This is a genomic window from Arsenophonus sp. PmNCSU2021_1, assembly GCF_036919435.1.
Classification (GTDB): domain Bacteria; phylum Pseudomonadota; class Gammaproteobacteria; order Enterobacterales; family Enterobacteriaceae; genus Arsenophonus; species Arsenophonus nilaparvatae.
The window spans coordinates 103,022-120,075 of the sequence record NZ_JAZHPL010000001.1 but is presented as its reverse complement, the minus strand read 5'-3'; the positions used below and the strand labels follow the sequence as shown (position 1 = coordinate 120,075).

The window sequence follows — 17,054 nt, the reverse complement described above, 5'->3', positions numbered from 1 at the left end:
TAAATTACTTCTTTATAGTTGATTCGGTATAACCAGCCATGTAGAGTCCATCAGCACCGGCGGTACAAAGCACCAGATCAACCCAATCAAGCACTTTATCGGCAGCTAATAAGGGATCTTTGATCCCCGTCAACTCTAACGCTTCATCTTCGTTCATTGCCACAACAGAAACTATTTAGCGAGAAAATCTTGCCAAAAGGAGGGATCATCGGCAATAACAAATTTAGTGCCCAATGTCAGTACCACCGGCACATCATGTTTTTTAGCATACTCTATTGCTTGCATTGTTGCGGCAGGCATCGGTTCACCAGGTTGGCAGCGGACAAGATAAGCAGTAATAACCAGTGCTGATGCTTCTGCAATAATTTGCTCTGGAATACTATCAGGACGCAATTGGTTCATTAACCCTGGACTAATTGCAAATGTTCGTTCACCATTTTCCGTAATTAAGGTAAAACAGCGACCAATCGGACCATCAACACCCTGTAAATAATTTAAATCCATCCGGCTCGAAGTATGGCATAAATAACGATAGGCATAGCTACCAATTTGAATGTTATTACACATCGTACCCAATAACACAGATCTATCATCAGCTAATAACGAGTAATTATGTAAAGTATTCCCTATCGTGCCACCAGCAAATTCATGACTAATAAGATTGCGCTCCGTTAACTCACGATAAAGTTCTTCAGCAGTAGTCTCTTCAATAACGAGTGAGTGCCCCTGACTAAGTTGATAACACTGAATAAAATCATCATCAACTTTTGCTTCAATATCAACCAAAGTTTGATCTATACCAACTATATATGCATGATCACTGTCACTATTGATTAACTTTTGATTGGATAATAAGGGATCTCGAAGACTAACAGGAAAATAGTGCTTGGACTTACATTGACCAGGGAATTTCATAATAGGTAGATTAGTAATAACGAAAGGAGCGAGTCTAACATAACTAACATCATTGAGCAGCAGGAAAATTACCTGCCGCTTATATAAAATTATCTCATCAGACTTGTTGCTTGCGGCTATTTATCATATGACGTAATAAAACATAAACACAACCCAAAATTAAACCGGCTAGTCCAGCTAATACAACTATATACATTTGCTTGGGTGCCTGTTTAGCAAGCGGTAAAGTTGGCTTTTGTATATATTTCACCGGCTGAAACCAAATATTTTTAGTGCCTAACGCCTGTAATTGCTGGATATATTGTTGGCTATTTAAAAGTTCAGGATCTAATGGTAGCTGATCATTATCCTGTTCAATAATAGCTAACTTTTTAGCTAAAGCTTCTGAACCTAATGCAATAGGGTAATCTAAATCATCTTGAATAAAGTTATGAGTAGTTGAAACCGGTTTTTTTAACTCCAACAGATTAAGCTATTGTTAACGAATTCTTCAACCGCTGAACCGCAACCCGATTAGCATTTTTTAAAGCCGTCAACTTAATAGCATATTTACCTTTAGCATAAACAATTTGTTGTGCTATTTTTTCATTTAACTCGGCTTTAATTTCCTGTCGTATACTAGAGCCAACATAACGCAGATAATCAGACAATAAATTCTTGGCATCTTGAGCAGTTGCCGCCGAAAACTCTACGCTTGCTTCTATCGGCTGCGTAATATTATCTACATTATTTTTTGCATTTTTACTAAAAATGACGTTGCCAACAGTAATATTATTTATCATATCACGTAAAAGCTGTTCTTCTCTCTCTAAGGGTTGTGACTCTGTTGATTTAACTAACTGCTGAAAATAGTAACTACTTTTCAGAAAATTTTCCTGTAACAACTGAGAACGATAAGCATCAAGAAATTTTGCATAAACTTGCTCAGCATCGATATTTGTTTCAACATCCATTACTCTTAATTGACTAAGGAATTCATTCAGCTTAAACGTTTCTTGAGCGGTAGGTTGAACAATCATGGCTTTGCTTGCCCATTTTTGTGGTAAAAATAACGACCAACAAAAAGCGGCTGCGGACAATACGGCAACAAAAATCGCAATCAACAATTTAGATCGATAAAGAATAGAAAAAAGTTCAAATAAATCAATTTCATCATCTTGTTTCGTATCGGCAGAATAAAAAGAGGGGTCGAGTTCTGTAGTTGCATCTAATAATGGTCTATTTGTCATAGGTTATAGCTTCTAACAGTTATGTTGTTAATAAATAATTATAAATGCTCATCTACTTTTATCTTACACAGGCTTGAATAACTAAATAATCAAATAATTATCATCGAACTAGAAAAGTTTAGTCATAATATTCTATATTGCCAAAATTAATAAAACACACAACTCATTTTTATCAATAATGTTTTTATTTTTGCAATCACTATATTTCAACTAATTAGCATACTAAAATAATCAAATAAAATTTAACCAAATACTAATTATTCTAAAATATAAAAGTAAATAATAAAAAATTTCTTAAAACCGACTAAATGTCATAAAAATTATTTAATATTTTATACAATAAATAATTAATATTACTGGATTCAATATGGGATTTTATAAGCATTAATTAAAATTAATCATTTAAAACAATTAGTTATAGCGATAAATTTAAATATGTAATAGCATTACAATCATTAAAATAACTTTTAGTTTTAGCTAGATTTCCATTTAAATAATGGCTAAATCTGTGACTAATTCAGCCATTAATATAATATGACTCTCAGAGGCATTAAGCGCAGGTATATAATGATATTTTTCGCCACCAGCAGCATAAAATAATTTCTTATTCTGCTCAGCAATCTCTTCTAGAGTTTCCAAAGAGTCCACCGAGAAACCTGGGCACAACAGCTGAACATGTTTTATTCCATGCTTTGCCAACCTTTTTAAGGTAATATCTGTATAAGGTGTAAGCCAAGGCTCACGGCCAAAGCGTGACTGATAAGTCATGATGATTTTATCAGCAGGGAAATTAATTAATTCACTGAGTAAACGGGTTGTCAGTTCGCATTCCTGCGGATAAATATCACCTGTTTCTGCGTACCGTTTAGGAATACCATGATAAGAAAGCAATAATCTCTCTGGTGTACCATAGCGTTCAAAACTTAACTCCACCGACCTTTTTAATGCATCAATATAAGAAGGGTGAGCAGCATAACTACGAATAAAGTTAAGACCGGGTATCGTTCGATATTTTTTTAACGCTCGGCTAATCGCATCAAAAACTGCCGCTGTGGTTGAACAAGAATATTGTGGATAAAGCGGTAACACAATAATATTTTCAACCTGCTGAATTAATAGTTTATCAATTGCTTCGGCAATAGCAGGCGAACCATAACTCATACCTAATTCCACAGGAATATCGGGCAGTTGTTTTGCCAGCGCAGCCCGCTGTTGCAAACTATAATTTAGCAATGGGGAACCAGCTTCGGTCCAAATTGACCGATATAATTTAGCTACTCTTGGCGAGCGTATTGGTAAAATAACCAAATGTAATAGCGGCTTCCAAATTATCCTCGAAATATCAATAACTCTTACATCACTAAGAAATTCTGCCAAAAAACGTTTCACTGCTGTAGGCGTTGGTGCATCAGGCGTCCCTAAATTAACTAATAAAACACCATACTTCTTAATGCTCATGCCACTTGGCTCCATTTTATTTATCGCTAATTATTTATAACTTTATCATAACTTATTAAATATTTTTATTTCCACTAATTAGCCATAAATAAAAAATAGGCACCCAAATTGGATGCCTATTTTATCAACTAACAACTAACCTAAAATGTTAGCCAGCTCTTCACTGACTTCAGTAACCTTACGGGTACCATCCAATTTAAAGTACTTAGTATGATCAGCAGCAGCTTCTTGACGATAATAAGCAATTAAAGGCTCAGTTAACTGATGATATTCCACTAATCGCTTGCGGACCGTTTCTTCTTGATCATCTTTGCGAATGCTTAATTCTTCACCGGTAATATCATCTCTGTTTGCTCTTTTCGGTGGGTTAAATTTAATATGATAAACACGCCCCGAAGGCGTATGAACTCGACGACCAACAATGCGTTCAACAATAATTTCATCGGGTACATCAAACTCCAACACATAATCCACCGCAATACCCGCATTTTTCATTGCGTCTGCTTGTGGGATAGTGCGAGGAAATCCATCTAGTAAGAAACCGTTTCGGCAATCATCCTGGGCTATACGCTGTTTAACTAAAGCAATAACTAATTCATCAGTGACAAGCTTACCATTATCCATTAATTCTTTCGCTTGTAGACCCAACTCTGAACCCGCCTTTACGGCAGCACGTAGCATATCACCGGTAGAAATTTGTGGAATACCATACTTTTCCATGATGAATTGTGCCTGAGTCCCCTTACCTGCGCCTGGCGCGCCGAGCAAAATAATACGCATTGCGTAAACCCCTTGCTATTTCATTTTTATAATTTGAAAGAAAAGTTACCTTATCATTAGGCATACCTATAACTCAAGAAAACAGATAACCATTGAATAATCAAATTATTTTCGTTAAAAAAAACAACCCACGTCTTAAAATAACTAAAACGTGGTTTTATGAACAACTTGGTTAATTAAATAAATTTTAGCCCAAAAGTAACTTATTCATACGGCGAATAAATTGATTAGGATCTTCTAGGCTACCTTGTTCAACAAACAACGCCTGATCTAATAATACCTCTATCCACTCAGAAAATAAGCCATCATCAGTTAGCTCTGTCGCTTTTTTAACTAATGGATGTTCAGGATTAAGTTCAAAATTATATTTTACTTCCGGCGCTGATTGACCCACCGCAGCAAAAAGTTTTGCCATCTGAGTACTCATATCATTCGCATCGGTCGTCACGATTGCAGGCGTGTCTGTTAAACGGTGTGTTAACTTCACTTCCTTCACCCGTTCGCCTAATAATTTTTTTACCCGCTCAACGAAAGGCTCCAGTTTTTTATCTGTCTCTTCTTCCTCTTTCTTATCTTCATCAGCCAGTTTTTCTAGTGACTCATCTGTCTTACTAACAGATTGAAAGGATTTGCCTTCAAACTCTGGCAAATAGTTCATCATCCACTCATCAATCCGATCAGATAATAATAAAACTTCAATCCCTTTTTTACGGAATAATTCTAAATGCGGGCTATTTTTCGCAGCGGCATAACTATCTGCAGTAATGTAATAGATCTTTTCCTGCCCTTCAATCATACGACTAACATAATCTTCTAAAGAAACATTCTGTAAATTACTCTCATTATGCGTTGATGCAAAGCGTAATAATTTAGTAATCGCTTCTTTATTAGTTGTATCTTCCGCAGGCCCCTCTTTCAGCACTAGTCCAAATTCCTGCCAGAATTGTTGATACTGTTCAGGTTCACTTTTGGCTAATTTTTCCAACATTTGCAATGCACGTTTGGTTAATGCACTGCGCAAACTACGGGTGATATCACTATCTTGTAAAATTTCGCGCGAAACATTTAATGGTAAGTCATTTGAGTCAACTAACCCACGGACAAAACGTAAGTAATTTGGCATAAATTGCTCTGCTTCATCCATAATAAAAACACGATGAACATAAAGCTTTAAACCATGTTTATTATCACGATTCCATAAATCAAAAGGCGCTTTAGTCGGTATATAAAGTAGGCTGGTATATTCTTGTTTACCCTCTACCCGATTATGACTCCATATTAAAGGATCTGCATAATCATGGGAAACATGCTTATAAAACTCTTTATATTCTTCAGCCGTAATATCGTTTTTGTTACGTGTCCATAGCGCCTGGGCTTTATTAATTTTTTCCCAAATAACAGTATCATCTTCTTCGTTCTTAGCTTCAATTTCCACTGGCAGGGCAATATGATCTGAATATTTGCTGATCACTGAACGCAAACGCCAGTTATCTAAGAATTCCGTTTGGTCTTCACGTAAATGTAAGGTAATTTCAGTCCCACGCTCTGCTTTTTCAATATCAGCAACAGTATATTCACCCTCACCCTGAGATTGCCAAAAAACCCCTTTATCGGCGGCTACGCCCGCTGCCCGAGTACGCACTGTCACTTTATCTGCAACAATAAAAGCTGAATAGAAACCAACACCAAACTGACCGATTAATGGGCTATCTTTCGCTTGTTCGTTACCTAAAGACTGTAAAAAAGCCTTGGTGCCAGATTTAGCAATCGTCCCTAAATTATCAATAACCTCTTCGCGCGCCATGCCAATGCCGTTATCACTAATTGTTAAAGTTTTTTTGTCTTTATCAATAGCAATTCTAACTCTTAAATCACAGTCATTTTCATAAAGATCAGATTGTGATAGTGCTTTAAAACGTAATTTATCCGCTGCATCAGATGCGTTTGAAATCAGCTCGCGTAGAAAGATTTCTTTATTGGAATAAAGAGAATGGATCATCAATTGCAATAACTGTTTTACTTCTGATTTAAATCCAAGAGTTTCTTGTCCTTTCATACTCATTAAATAGCCTCAATTTTAGAATAATTTTATTAGGTTGAATGGTTATGAAACTCAGATGGGGATATAACTTGAAAATTTCAAGTTCACGGTCGTGAAAAGCGTGCTTGATAGCCGATATGATTAACTTTTTCACAAAAAAATAAGCAGAGTATTTAACCTCTGCATATGTTTATTTTATATTACGCTTATACTATCAATAATTAATTTTCTGACGGCCAATAATTGAATGTGATAGCGTGGTTCCGTCAACCATTTCAAGCTCACCGCCAACAGGAATGCCATGAGCAATACGACTGGCCATCACCCCATATTGAGCACATATGCCAGCAATATAATTAGCGGTTGCTTCCCCTTCAATTGTTGGATTGGTCGCCAGGATCACTTCTGATACCGTCTCAGTCGCGAGTTTATCGGCTAAGCTTTCCAGGCCGATATCCTTAGGTCCAACACCATCTAATGGCGACAAATGCCCCATTAAAACAAAATAACGCCCGGCAAACTGCCCTGTTTGTTCAATTGCATAAATATCAGCCGGACTTTCAACTACACATATTTGGCCAGTTTGTTGACGCCTCGGATTAGTACAAATAGAACAGTGATCTTTTTCAGTAAATGTTCGACAACCCTGACAATGGCCAATTTCCGACATTGCACGTGTTAATGCCTGAGCCAATTGCATGCCACCACTACGATTGCGTTGCAGAAGATGGAAAGCCATACGTTGCGCTGATTTTGGTCCTACACCAGGTAAACAGCGTAGCGCTTCCATTAAAGATTCAAGAAGAGGGCTCGTTTGCATCAAAATGGCATCTTAAAGCCTGGAGGTAATTGCATGCCATTAGATACATTGGCCATTTTTTCTTTTTGGGCTTCTTCTATACGACGCGCAGCATCATTAAATGCAGCAGCAATAAGATCCTCTAACATATCTTTATCATCTGCCATTAAACTAGGATCAATTTCAATCCGACGACAATTATGCGCGCCATTAATGGCTACTTTAACAAGACCTGCACCCGATTCGCCGGTAACCTCCATGTTAGCAATCTCTTCTTGAACTTTTTGCATCTTTTCTTGCATTTGCTGAGCCTGTTTCATCAGGTTACCCAGCCCACCTTTACCAAACATAATATTCTCTCTTTCTGATCTGTTACAAAAATAGATTTTAACATTGCAACATTATACTTAAAGGTATGCATTTGGCTACACCGGCCGAATACTTTCTTCATCTAACTGCGCATCAAACAGCGTGCGCAAAGTCTGAATCGTTTTATCCACTATAATAGATTGACGGGCCTGTGCTAGCTTCTCTTCATAAATTACCTGCCGCCATTCCAAAGGTGTCTTGACGGCTGAATTATCATCTTCAATGATAACCAGTTTTATCGGCTTACCATATAACTCACTCAAGGCTTTTGTTAATGTTTTATGCGCCGGTTCAGTATTCAAATGCCGTTGCGTTGAGCGTAAATGTAAACAAATTTCCGTTTCACTTAACGCTTCCTTATAAGCATTTAACGCAAGTTGTTCTATCAATTTTGGCATTTTTAACTGACAAATCTCTGCCGACCAGTGGTCACGTTCTCGAGCTTCAAGCGCAATTTTATTGGCAAGTTCCGGCGTCCTTTCATATTCCAAAGCTTGTTTAATATTGCCAGAGGTGGTTACTCGCTCTACTTTTTGTTCAGAAACATTTTGCGGGCGCCATTGATAAGATTTACCCTTTTGATTTTTTTCATTTTTATTAGCTGTTTTAGGCTGATTTAAAACAGAGAGCTGATGCTGTGCCGAAACGGTAGCTAACCTTTCTAACGCCGACATCGCTAGTGGCGTTTTTGTCTTTGGTGATGCTGTTTCAGACTTTTTTAACGGCGTTTTCTCTTGCGCTTTATTTAGCGATGCTTTTGCTTGCAATAATTGCAATGTAGGTGTACTAATTAATTTTTCATCCGATGAGCTTGTGGCTTTATTGATGATTTTTTTTTTATCTTTTAAGTTAACAGAAATATCGACATGATTATCAATATCATTGGCTATAGTAGTTGTTTCAGAGAGACTTGGTGATGACACCAATGGAATTTCAATATCATTAACAGACTTAGGATGAAATGCTAATGCACGTAACAATGTCATCTCAACTCCCATCCGCCTTTCTGGCGCATAGGGAAGCTCTTTACGTCCGACTAACAAGGTTTGATAATAGAGCTGTAAATCCGTTGGCTTAATCAAGCGCGCAAGTAAACGTAGACGCTCGTCTACGGGAGATGCAGTATCTTGCATCTCCACAGGTAAAAGCTGGATCATCGCAATACGATGAATTAATGATAACATTTCAATCAATACGCTTTCCCAGTCACCGCCTCGCAAAGCAATATCTTCTACTAAAGCCATCATTTTTGGACCATCAGCATGCACAATCGCTTCAATGATCGCTAGCGGCTGTTCATCATCTAATATGCCTAGCATTTGGCTAACTGAATCTGCCGATACTTGCCCTTGCCCCATAGCAATAGCTTGATCTGTTAAACTTAATGCATCACGTAAACTACCTTCGGCAGCTCTAGCGATTAATTGGCGGGCACGTTTATCACTCGATATTTGCTCAGCCACTAAAATACGTTCAAGTTGACTGCTTATTTGGTCAATATCAAGTGATCTTAAATGAAATTGCAGGCAACGTGATAAAACCGTTATCGGTAATTTCTGTGGATCTGTCGTTGCTAATAGAAATTTCACATGTTCTGGTGGTTCTTCCAGCGTCTTGAGTAAAGCATTAAAGCTATGACGAGATAGCATATGAACTTCGTCGATTAAGTACACTTTAAATCGACCGCGTGCCGGTGCATACTGGACATTATCTAGTAGCTCGCGGGTATCCTCAACTTTCGTGCGCGAAGCGGCATCAATTTCAATCAAATCAACAAATCGCCCATCCGCTATCTCTAGGCAGTTAGCACATTTACCACAAGGGTTTTGGCTTATCCCTACCTCACAGTTAAGCCCTTTCGCAAACAGCCGCGCAATGGTCGTTTTGCCAACTCCACGTGTACCAGAAAATAAGTAGGCATGATGGAGCCGCTGCTGATGCAAACCATTTGCCAGCGCGGTCAAAACATGTTGTTGCCCAACAACATCGGTAAATGTTTGTGGGCGCCATTTACGGGCAAGTACCTGGTAGCTCATGATTCCTATTAGACATTAAGTATATAGATTTGCCAACCTATCGCTGTTCGCTAGTCAGCACATTTTGCTAGAAAATTTTGCGCATTAATCTGCCTGGGAATTCAACCAAATTAAAACAATTGACCCCTTGCTTTTTTAAACGTTCGATACCACCCAAATCAGGCAAACAGATAATAAATGCCGCTTCATTAACTTTACCACCAAGCTGCCGGATCAAGCTTACTGTCGCTTCAATCGTTCCACCTGTAGCGAGTAAATCATCAACAACTAAAACATTGTCTTTGGCTGAAATACTATCTTTATGGATCTCTAGTGCATCGGTACCATATTCTAGCTCATAATTTTGTCGTAATGTGGCGCGCGGTAATTTTCCTTCTTTACGTACTGGTACAAATCCTACACCTAAACGCAAAGCAAGCGGCGCCCCAAATAAAAATCCTCTCGCTTCAGTGCCAACAATTTTAGTAATACCTTTATTTTTATAATGCTCAACGAGTAGATCAATTGTGGCCTGATAAACGTCCGAATTATCCAATAAGGTTGTAATATCACGAAACAATACACCTGGTATTGGATAATCAGGAATTGTTTCAATACTATCTTTTATAAATTGTATTTTTTTCATTAACCATCATAATTATCATCATAGATAAAATAATCAAACGCTACAATCTATGAAAACTATTATAAAAATGCAATAACTAGCTTACCAATATGCGCGTTTTTACTGTAAGAAGTCAAATCGCAATTATATGTTTTATTATTATGGCTTAATATATGAAAACACAAAAGTTGCTAAACACGCTTGAAGAGCAAATTGAAGCATTGGCAGAAAAAATAAAACCAATTGCACACTCTTCTTTTATAACATTACGTTTTGATCAAAAATTATTTCATCGAAAAAGCCATCAATTAAGCGAATGTTTATTTGAAATTAAGCAACATTTTAATCAATTAAAACATGCGGTTATTACGTCACGTTCAGAACAAGTTACTTTTTTGACAGAAAAAATCATTGCCCAAATTGGTGCTATAACGCGAGAATCTGCAACCCAAACTTTAAGAGAACAAGAAAGTCAACATAGCCAAAAAGAAAAAACCATAGATCTTTACGAACGTTTAGTTCAACATCAAGATTATGAACGCCGCCTAATCGCAATGATAAATGATCGAGAGCAAAAATTAGATAAACAGCAGTCATACGTCGCTTGCCAGAAGCTACAACAAGAAATAGCTGCATTAACTGGAAGATTAGTGAGATGCCGTCAGGCTCTTTCACGCATAGAAAGGGCAATTGAACGCTATGAAAATCAAAGTATTGAATAAAAAATAATATAGGTGATATTTAATGAATCTAGAGAATGCTTCAATAGAAATCCAAGTTGCCATTGATTTAATTTATATTCTAGAAATTAATCAAATAGAACCCACTACCGCACTCAAAGCACTTGATATTGTAAAAAAAGATTATGAGAATAAAGAAGCCATTTTATTACTTGCCAATGCAACTAAAAAGCGTTGATAAAAATAATTCAATGATTATTCCGCAACATTATCTCGATTATTTTTATCCTGCTGTTTCGATCGCTTTTCGCCACCTAGCGTACGCTCAACTTCTTGCACAGAATCACCTTTGCTATTATGAAGGTGAACTTCTAACTGATTAAAAGCAATATTGATATTTTGTTCTCGACATAAGCGATCAATCAGTCGATTAACTTCGTCCAAGGTTGTGCTTCTATCCGCTATCTGGCGAACATAAAAACGTAATTCATGATTAAGAGTACTGTCGCCAAAATCAGTAAAAAATACTAATGGCGCTGGATCTGACATGATCTTATTATTACTTTGCGCTGCCTGTAATAAAATCGCCTTCACTTTATCAAGATCGGAACCATAAGCAACGCCTAGCTTGATAATAATACGGGTAATAGTATCTGTTAACGACCAATTTATTAAACGTTCAGTCACAAATGCTTTGTTGGGAATAATGACTTCTTTGCGATCAAAATCAGTTATGGTGGTTGCTCGAATACGAATTTTACTCACTGTGCCTGAAAAATTACCAATCGTAACGGTATCACCAATTCTGACCGGCCGTTCAAACAGAATAATAATACCCGAAACAAAGTTGGCAAAAATTTCTTGTAGACCAAAACCTAAACCAAATGTTAATGCTGCCGCTAGCCACTGTAACTTATTCCAGGTAACACCTAACATTGCTAATACAATAATTGTACCAATACCGATGATAATATAGGTCAGCATCGTGGTGATCGCATAGCTTGATCCCTGCCGCAGCTTAAGCCGGGACAATACTAAAACCTCTAACAAACCTGGTATATTTCGTGTCATCACTAAAGCGACAATAAAAATAATAATCGCCAAAATTAAATCAGCGAGGGTAACTGCTTGTAAAGTATGACCAGCCTCATTTTGTACATTCGTATGCCAAAGTTGAATACCATCTAAAAATGAGAAAATAGTAATGAAATCTGACCAAATCCAATAAAAAGCGACGATAAAGATCAAAAACAGTACCATACTGGTTAAACGTAGAGATTGTTGACTAATCAATTCAATTGACATTGGTGGTTCAGTGATCGGTTCATTTTCTTGTTCTTCTCGCGTCATATTATGACGACGCTCTAACGCCCTTTTATAAGCAAGCTTGCGCGCTGCAATCGATAATCCACGAATACAACTATGGTAAATAATATACCAAAGGAGTAATAAATAGAGACTATCAATCCAACGACTTGAAAGCCGAAGAGTAGTGTAATAATAACCAACCATCATTAAACCAATTAGCACTAATGGAGAAAAAGCCAGTATGGTAATAACAATCGTGCGAGTTAAATGCCCACCTTTTAGTTGCCAGTTCCGACGGCAAAACGGCAAAGTAAATAGAAAAACTAAAAACAGGAATATTAGAACAATCAATTGTCCAATGACATCATCCGCCAACCGCAAAGGATACATGACGCCATAACTTGACCAATAAATCAACACAATCAACGGCAGCATCAAATTTATCAAATGTTGGCGTAACCAGGCATTCTCTTTTTTAGCAATTAAAAAATGATTTTCTGCAATACCATCAGGCTTAAGAATATTAATACACCAGCTAAATAAAACCCAAAATAAAGCCAATTGCAGGGCAAAACTCCAAACAAAATCACCATGAGGATTACCTGTTTTTAAAAACCAGTAACCGACAACGAGTACAATAAAAGCACCAGGAAACGTCATCATTAGGGTTAAAATTAACGCTACAGGGGTATGTAATTGACTATCTTTTTTGAAGACTCTAACTTCCTCATTGATTTCTTTTAAACGCTGTTTAAACTTGCAATTCATCCAAAAAAAGAACAGACAAGCCAACAAAAGAGGAATCGTGACAACAGAAGAGTTAATTAAGCCTTTGACTATGCTAACTAATGGTAATTTAAAATTAAAAGTAGTAATTTCAGCTTTCGCCGCATCAGGAAAAGAAGTTAGCCATGTCAGATCAATCGGTTTATTACTATTCACCCAAAAAATTTGCTGAGCTAATGTCTGTTCTAAAGAATCAATGACACCCAGTAATTGTTGTTGATCTAACTGTAAATTAATCGCCTGAGAAATCTGATTACCCAGTTGAATATTTAACTGATCTAAAAGGTCACGGCGTATATCAATCAGTGACTCCAAAGCCCGCCAGACTTCCTTCGAAAGTGGCATGTTCTTAGTCTTATCTACCATTGAATCATTTATTGTATCGGCCAACTTATTAATATAATTAGAAGACTGATATAACTGATCACGCTCTTGGTTAATATCAAACTGTTCCAGTCGTAAATCAGCAATTAAGGTGGGCAGATTTTTTGTTAGTATATTCGGTGGCAAATTAATCTGTTTTTGAAAAAGGATGCGTGAAAGTAATAGACTTCCTCGTAAAACAGTAATTTGCTCTTTTAAATTACTCTCTACTTGTATGGCTCTTTCTAGCCAAGATTTAATCCTTATTCCTTTTTGTACTAATTGGTTACTATTTTGAGTTACTGAGATCAAACGTTCACTCAGTGCTTTATTAATCGCTTTTTCATGTTTAATTACCGGATATTCTTCCACTTCCTGACTATTTATCGTTGAGCGTTGCGCTTCTTTAGCAGTTTCCTCAGAATAATTTAAGCGTTTATTATTAATAGTAGCCTGAATATATTGTATATCACTTTGAATTAACTCAAGATAAGTTGCTGTATAATCACGTTGCTTCTGTAGCACATCCTGTAATTGAGTATTAGCTTGTAATGCGTGTTGTTGAAATTTATTTTGCTGCTGCAGGTATAATTGTTCCAGTTGTAATAATACTTGCAAAGAAGGCCGAATATCGTCATTGGAAGAAAAATCATTATTTAGTTGGTAACGAATATCTTGTAGCCGCCGAGCATTTTCTAGCATTATATTCATTGCTCGCTCTGGCTGGGTTTGTAATGCAACTAAGTTGTTATTAATATTGGCTAGATTTTCCTGCTGGTTTTGTAATATTTCTAATTTATTTTTTAACTGGCTCTCTAGTTGCGATAACGATAAATGCTGATATTCAGTTTTAGTCTGCTCACTTTGTTGTTGCTCACGTTTAATTCTAGCTAAATTATCAAGTGCATATCGCGCTTCTTTTGGCGCTTGCATCACTCTTTTTTGCATTAATTCAGCTTGTTTTTCTAATCCAGCTAATTCCTCATAAAATTGGATGGCTTTTTTGTAGTCAGATAAAGCTAGCGTTTCATACGCAGTTAAATTGCTACGATTACTTAAGGCATTTAATTGGTTTTGAATAGTTTGCCTTGAGGTTATATTGGTTAAGGTAGCACTCTCAATTAACGTAGCATTAAAAAGAAAGAATAAACCACAAGATAAGGACAAGAAAGAAACTAACCACTGCCAACATGTTCTGCTTTGCAACCTTCGACTAAATGAAAACATAGTAGTATCCACTAAGTTAGATTAAAAATAAAAAAACAGTTAAAAATCTCTCCTTAGGATTTCTTTCCTTGCCTCAAATATTATTATATCTAAAAAGTTAAAACTTTATTGGCTACTAATGTCCACTGAGCTAACTCTACCAAAGTGCCGATGCTGACCCCTTTAATTAACGGTAATTCACTGATACCTCGTGCATCAGTACAAGTCTTACATAATTTTATTTCCACTTGCTGCGCAAGCAAAATTTCTAACATCTGTTTTAAATTATAACCATCAATTGGCTTTTGATTATCAAGACCTGCAACAACCGCATCAGACATTAAAAAAATTTTCATTTCAGTTGTCGCTGCCTGTTCCTTAACTGCAATCGCCAAACGTAGCGCATTAAAAAGATTTTCATCACCATAAGCGGCACCATTAGCAATAATCAAAAATAGTTTTTTTTCTGGCATCAAATTCTCCGTAATTATGTAATAAAACATTTCAATTGTTTCTTATTGATGGACTGTATTTCATCATATCAATCATTGTATCCACATAACGAATCGCATTTTCTTTGATACTAAAACTATCTGGTACACATAACCAATTTTCAAACAGGCCAGTAATCGCTGCACGTATCATAATTGCTGCGCACTGGGCATCGATATTGACAGGCAACTGTTTTTTTTCCACACAGGCACTTAACAGAGTGACTAGTCGTTGATGGTTAATCATATAAATTTCACGCCGTAATTCAGCAAACTGTGCCATTTCACCTATCAATTCACATTTATGAAAAAAAATCTCAGTTAGCTCCCTGTTTTTAGTATCGTCAAAAAAAGTAAATAAAATATAATGTAATAATTTTCTCAATACAAAAAGTGGATCATTGGGGTATTTTAACTGATACTTTTTCTGAGTTTCAGCCATTTGTTCATCAGTAAATTTACAAGCTTCAGAGAAAAGATCGACTTTATTTTTAAAATGCCAATAAATAGCACCACGAGTTACACCTGCAACCTCTGCTATATTAGACAATGAGGTAGATGAAACACCATACTTAGAAAATGTTCTAATTGCTGCATCAATTATTTCTTGGCGAGTTATTTTCGCTTGTTGCTTAGTTTTTCGTGCCATTTTAACTAACTTTCTTCTTATTGAAGTAAATTTACATACATTCATGTATGTTTGTGCAATAGAATAGGAAACTTATAACATAATAATTCACTAGGTTTCAGATTTGAAATTGATATTTGAATATTGAGGTTTATTTATGCAAAAAAACAGAGGGGTCTTACCTCTGGTAATATTACTACTCTCAAGCTGTTTGATCTTGACAGCATGTGGCGATAATTCCCAGCAAGGTAATATTGCACCTCCAACACCTGAAGTTGGTGTCGTAACATTGGAAGTAAAGCCATTGACAGTTACAACTGAACTGCCTGGCCGTACTAATGCTTTTCGTATTGCCGAGGTAAGACCTCAAGTAGAGGGTATTATATTAAAAAGAAATTATAAAGAAGGTAGTGATGTTGAAGCTGGAGCTTCTTTATATCAAATAGATCCTGCAACCTATAAAGCAAATTATGACAGTGCAAAAGCTAATTTAGCAAAAGCAAAAGCCAATGCAGAAATTACTCGTTTAACTGTAAGCCGTTATAAGCCTCTATTAGGAACAAATTATATCAGTAAACAAGAGTATGATACTGCAAACGCTAATTATGCTCAGGCATTAGCTTCTCTTAAAGCTGCTGAGGCGGCAGTTGAAACCGCGCGTATCAATCTTGATTATACCAAAGTAGCAGCGCCTATTTCAGGCCGTTCCGGTAAATCCAGCGTCACAGAGGGTGCATTAGTCACAACCGGGCAAGCTACTGCGCTAACAACCATTCAACAGTTAGACCCTATCTATGTTGATGTTACCCAATCCAGTGACGATTATCTGCGTTTAAAAAATGAGATTGCTAGCGGCAATTTATCTAAAGAATCACAGCAAGCACCTGTTAGTTTAAAAATGAATAATGGCGAAGTTTATGCACAAAAAGGTGTTCTTCAATTTTCCGATGTAACCGTTGATGAAAGTACGGGTTCTATCATAATGCGGGCTATTTTCCCAAATCCAGAAAAACAATTACTGCCTGGTATGTTTGTTCGTGCTGTTTTAGAAGAAGGCGTGAAAAAAAATGCGATCTTAGTGCCACAACAAGGTGTAAGTCGGACACCTCGTGGTGAAGCCCAAGTGATGATTGTTAATACCAATTATGAAGTCGAAACCCGTACGGTAATTACTGCGCAAGCAATTGGTAATCAATGGCTAATAGCTAAAGGACTAAAAACTGGAGAGAGTGTCATTGTTATTGGGCTACAAAAAGTCAAGCCTGGCATGAAAGTGGTAGCTAAAGAGACATCATTAACTCCAAATACAGCAGAAAAATAAATTTTCTCCGCAAAAGTCTTAAATTAAAGTCTTAAATTAA

At 36.6% G+C, this 17,054-nt stretch carries 15 protein-coding genes and 1 pseudogene; 3 read left to right on the top strand and 13 right to left on the bottom strand.

Annotated elements, in window-relative coordinates; genetic code table 11:
- Positions 1–7: 7 nt before the first annotated feature.
- The 10 genes and pseudogenes from V3224_RS00760 to apt all read right to left on the bottom strand — a co-directional run.
- Positions 8–915, bottom strand: a pseudogene (locus V3224_RS00760) (inosine/guanosine kinase); the annotation flags it as partial.
- Positions 916–1,012: 97 nt separating this feature from the next.
- Positions 1,013–1,378, bottom strand: coding sequence for a GNVR domain-containing protein (locus V3224_RS00755; RefSeq protein ID WP_334467877.1), 366 nt, complete (start codon positions 1,376–1,378; stop codon positions 1,013–1,015).
- 4 nt (positions 1,379–1,382) lie between these two features.
- Positions 1,383–2,144, bottom strand: coding sequence for a Wzz/FepE/Etk N-terminal domain-containing protein (locus tag V3224_RS00750; RefSeq protein WP_334467875.1), 762 nt, complete (start codon positions 2,142–2,144; stop codon positions 1,383–1,385).
- Positions 2,145–2,633: 489 nt separating this feature from the next.
- A complete protein-coding gene (gene hemH, locus V3224_RS00745; RefSeq protein ID WP_334467873.1) occupies positions 2,634–3,602 on the bottom strand; it encodes a ferrochelatase in 969 nt (322 codons plus the stop codon).
- 135 nt (positions 3,603–3,737) lie between these two features.
- Complete coding sequence (adk, locus tag V3224_RS00740) at positions 3,738–4,382, bottom strand: adenylate kinase (protein WP_334467871.1); 645 nt, start codon at positions 4,380–4,382, stop codon at positions 3,738–3,740.
- 187 nt (positions 4,383–4,569) lie between these two features.
- A complete protein-coding gene (gene htpG, locus V3224_RS00735; RefSeq protein WP_334467870.1) occupies positions 4,570–6,444 on the bottom strand; it encodes a molecular chaperone HtpG in 1,875 nt (624 codons plus the stop codon).
- Positions 6,445–6,637: 193 nt separating this feature from the next.
- On the bottom strand, positions 6,638–7,243 hold the full coding sequence (recR, locus tag V3224_RS00730) for a recombination mediator RecR (protein ID WP_032115144.1): 606 nt from the start codon (positions 7,241–7,243) through the stop codon (positions 6,638–6,640).
- Positions 7,243–7,572: a YbaB/EbfC family nucleoid-associated protein gene (locus V3224_RS00725; RefSeq protein ID WP_334467869.1), complete on the bottom strand. Its 330-nt coding sequence runs from the start codon at positions 7,570–7,572 to the stop codon at positions 7,243–7,245. The genes recR and V3224_RS00725 overlap by 1 nt, the downstream gene beginning before the upstream one ends.
- 75 nt (positions 7,573–7,647) lie before the next feature.
- Positions 7,648–9,627 (bottom strand): DNA polymerase III subunit gamma/tau, encoded by a 1,980-nt coding sequence (gene dnaX / locus V3224_RS00720; RefSeq protein ID WP_334467867.1) that lies wholly within the window; start codon positions 9,625–9,627, stop codon positions 7,648–7,650.
- A gap of 67 nt (positions 9,628–9,694) precedes the next feature.
- On the bottom strand, positions 9,695–10,252 hold the full coding sequence (gene apt, locus V3224_RS00715) for an adenine phosphoribosyltransferase (RefSeq protein WP_334467865.1): 558 nt from the start codon (positions 10,250–10,252) through the stop codon (positions 9,695–9,697).
- Between the two features lie 152 nt (positions 10,253–10,404).
- Between apt and priC the strand changes: the two genes are divergently transcribed.
- The gene (gene priC / locus V3224_RS00710; RefSeq protein WP_334467863.1) at positions 10,405–10,953 is read left to right on the top strand and encodes a primosomal replication protein; all 549 of its coding nucleotides are present in this window, start codon (positions 10,405–10,407) and stop codon (positions 10,951–10,953) included.
- Positions 10,954–10,975: 22 nt separating this feature from the next.
- Positions 10,976–11,149 carry a DUF2496 domain-containing protein gene (locus V3224_RS00705; RefSeq protein WP_069187508.1) on the top strand — a complete coding sequence of 58 codons (174 nt, stop codon included), beginning with the start codon at positions 10,976–10,978 and terminating at the stop codon, positions 11,147–11,149.
- Between the two features lie 17 nt (positions 11,150–11,166).
- Here V3224_RS00705 and mscK read toward each other — a convergent pair whose 3' ends face one another.
- The 3 genes from mscK to acrR form a co-directional block, all read right to left on the bottom strand.
- A complete protein-coding gene (gene mscK, locus V3224_RS00700) occupies positions 11,167–14,595 on the bottom strand; it encodes a mechanosensitive channel MscK (protein WP_334467860.1) in 3,429 nt (1,142 codons plus the stop codon).
- An 89-nt stretch (positions 14,596–14,684) separates the two neighbouring features.
- The gene (locus V3224_RS00695; RefSeq protein ID WP_334467858.1) at positions 14,685–15,047 is read right to left on the bottom strand and encodes a DsrE/DsrF/TusD sulfur relay family protein; all 363 of its coding nucleotides are present in this window, start codon (positions 15,045–15,047) and stop codon (positions 14,685–14,687) included.
- A 31-nt stretch (positions 15,048–15,078) separates the two neighbouring features.
- Positions 15,079–15,714: a multidrug efflux transporter transcriptional repressor AcrR gene (acrR, locus tag V3224_RS00690; protein WP_334467856.1), complete on the bottom strand. Its 636-nt coding sequence runs from the start codon at positions 15,712–15,714 to the stop codon at positions 15,079–15,081.
- A gap of 136 nt (positions 15,715–15,850) precedes the next feature.
- Between acrR and V3224_RS00685 the strand changes: the two genes are divergently transcribed.
- Positions 15,851–17,014, top strand: a complete 1,164-nt coding sequence (locus tag V3224_RS00685) for an efflux RND transporter periplasmic adaptor subunit (protein ID WP_334467854.1) — start codon at positions 15,851–15,853, stop codon at positions 17,012–17,014.
- The last annotated feature ends 40 nt before the right edge of the window (positions 17,015–17,054 follow it).

Excerpts from the sequence above, each read along its gene's own strand:
- V3224_RS00750 (WP_334467875.1), bottom strand. The coding sequence starts at position 2,144 with ATGACAAATAGACCATTATTAGATGCAACTACAGAACTCGACCCCTCT.
- hemH (WP_334467873.1), bottom strand. The coding sequence starts at position 3,602 with ATGAGCATTAAGAAGTATGGTGTTTTATTAGTTAATTTAGGGACGCCT.
- adk (WP_334467871.1), bottom strand. The coding sequence starts at position 4,382 with ATGCGTATTATTTTGCTCGGCGCGCCAGGCGCAGGTAAGGGGACTCAG.
- htpG (WP_334467870.1), bottom strand. The coding sequence starts at position 6,444 with ATGAGTATGAAAGGACAAGAAACTCTTGGATTTAAATCAGAAGTAAAA.
- recR (WP_032115144.1), bottom strand. The coding sequence starts at position 7,243 with ATGCAAACGAGCCCTCTTCTTGAATCTTTAATGGAAGCGCTACGCTGT.
- V3224_RS00725 (WP_334467869.1), bottom strand. The coding sequence starts at position 7,572 with ATGTTTGGTAAAGGTGGGCTGGGTAACCTGATGAAACAGGCTCAGCAA.
- dnaX (WP_334467867.1), bottom strand. The coding sequence starts at position 9,627 with ATGAGCTACCAGGTACTTGCCCGTAAATGGCGCCCACAAACATTTACC.
- apt (WP_334467865.1), bottom strand. The coding sequence starts at position 10,252 with ATGAAAAAAATACAATTTATAAAAGATAGTATTGAAACAATTCCTGAT.
- priC (WP_334467863.1), top strand. The coding sequence starts at position 10,405 with ATGAAAACACAAAAGTTGCTAAACACGCTTGAAGAGCAAATTGAAGCA.
- V3224_RS00705 (WP_069187508.1), top strand. The coding sequence starts at position 10,976 with ATGAATCTAGAGAATGCTTCAATAGAAATCCAAGTTGCCATTGATTTA.
- mscK (WP_334467860.1), bottom strand. The coding sequence starts at position 14,595 with ATGTTTTCATTTAGTCGAAGGTTGCAAAGCAGAACATGTTGGCAGTGG.
- V3224_RS00695 (WP_334467858.1), bottom strand. The coding sequence starts at position 15,047 with ATGCCAGAAAAAAAACTATTTTTGATTATTGCTAATGGTGCCGCTTAT.
- acrR (WP_334467856.1), bottom strand. The coding sequence starts at position 15,714 with ATGGCACGAAAAACTAAGCAACAAGCGAAAATAACTCGCCAAGAAATA.
- V3224_RS00685 (WP_334467854.1), top strand. The coding sequence starts at position 15,851 with ATGCAAAAAAACAGAGGGGTCTTACCTCTGGTAATATTACTACTCTCA.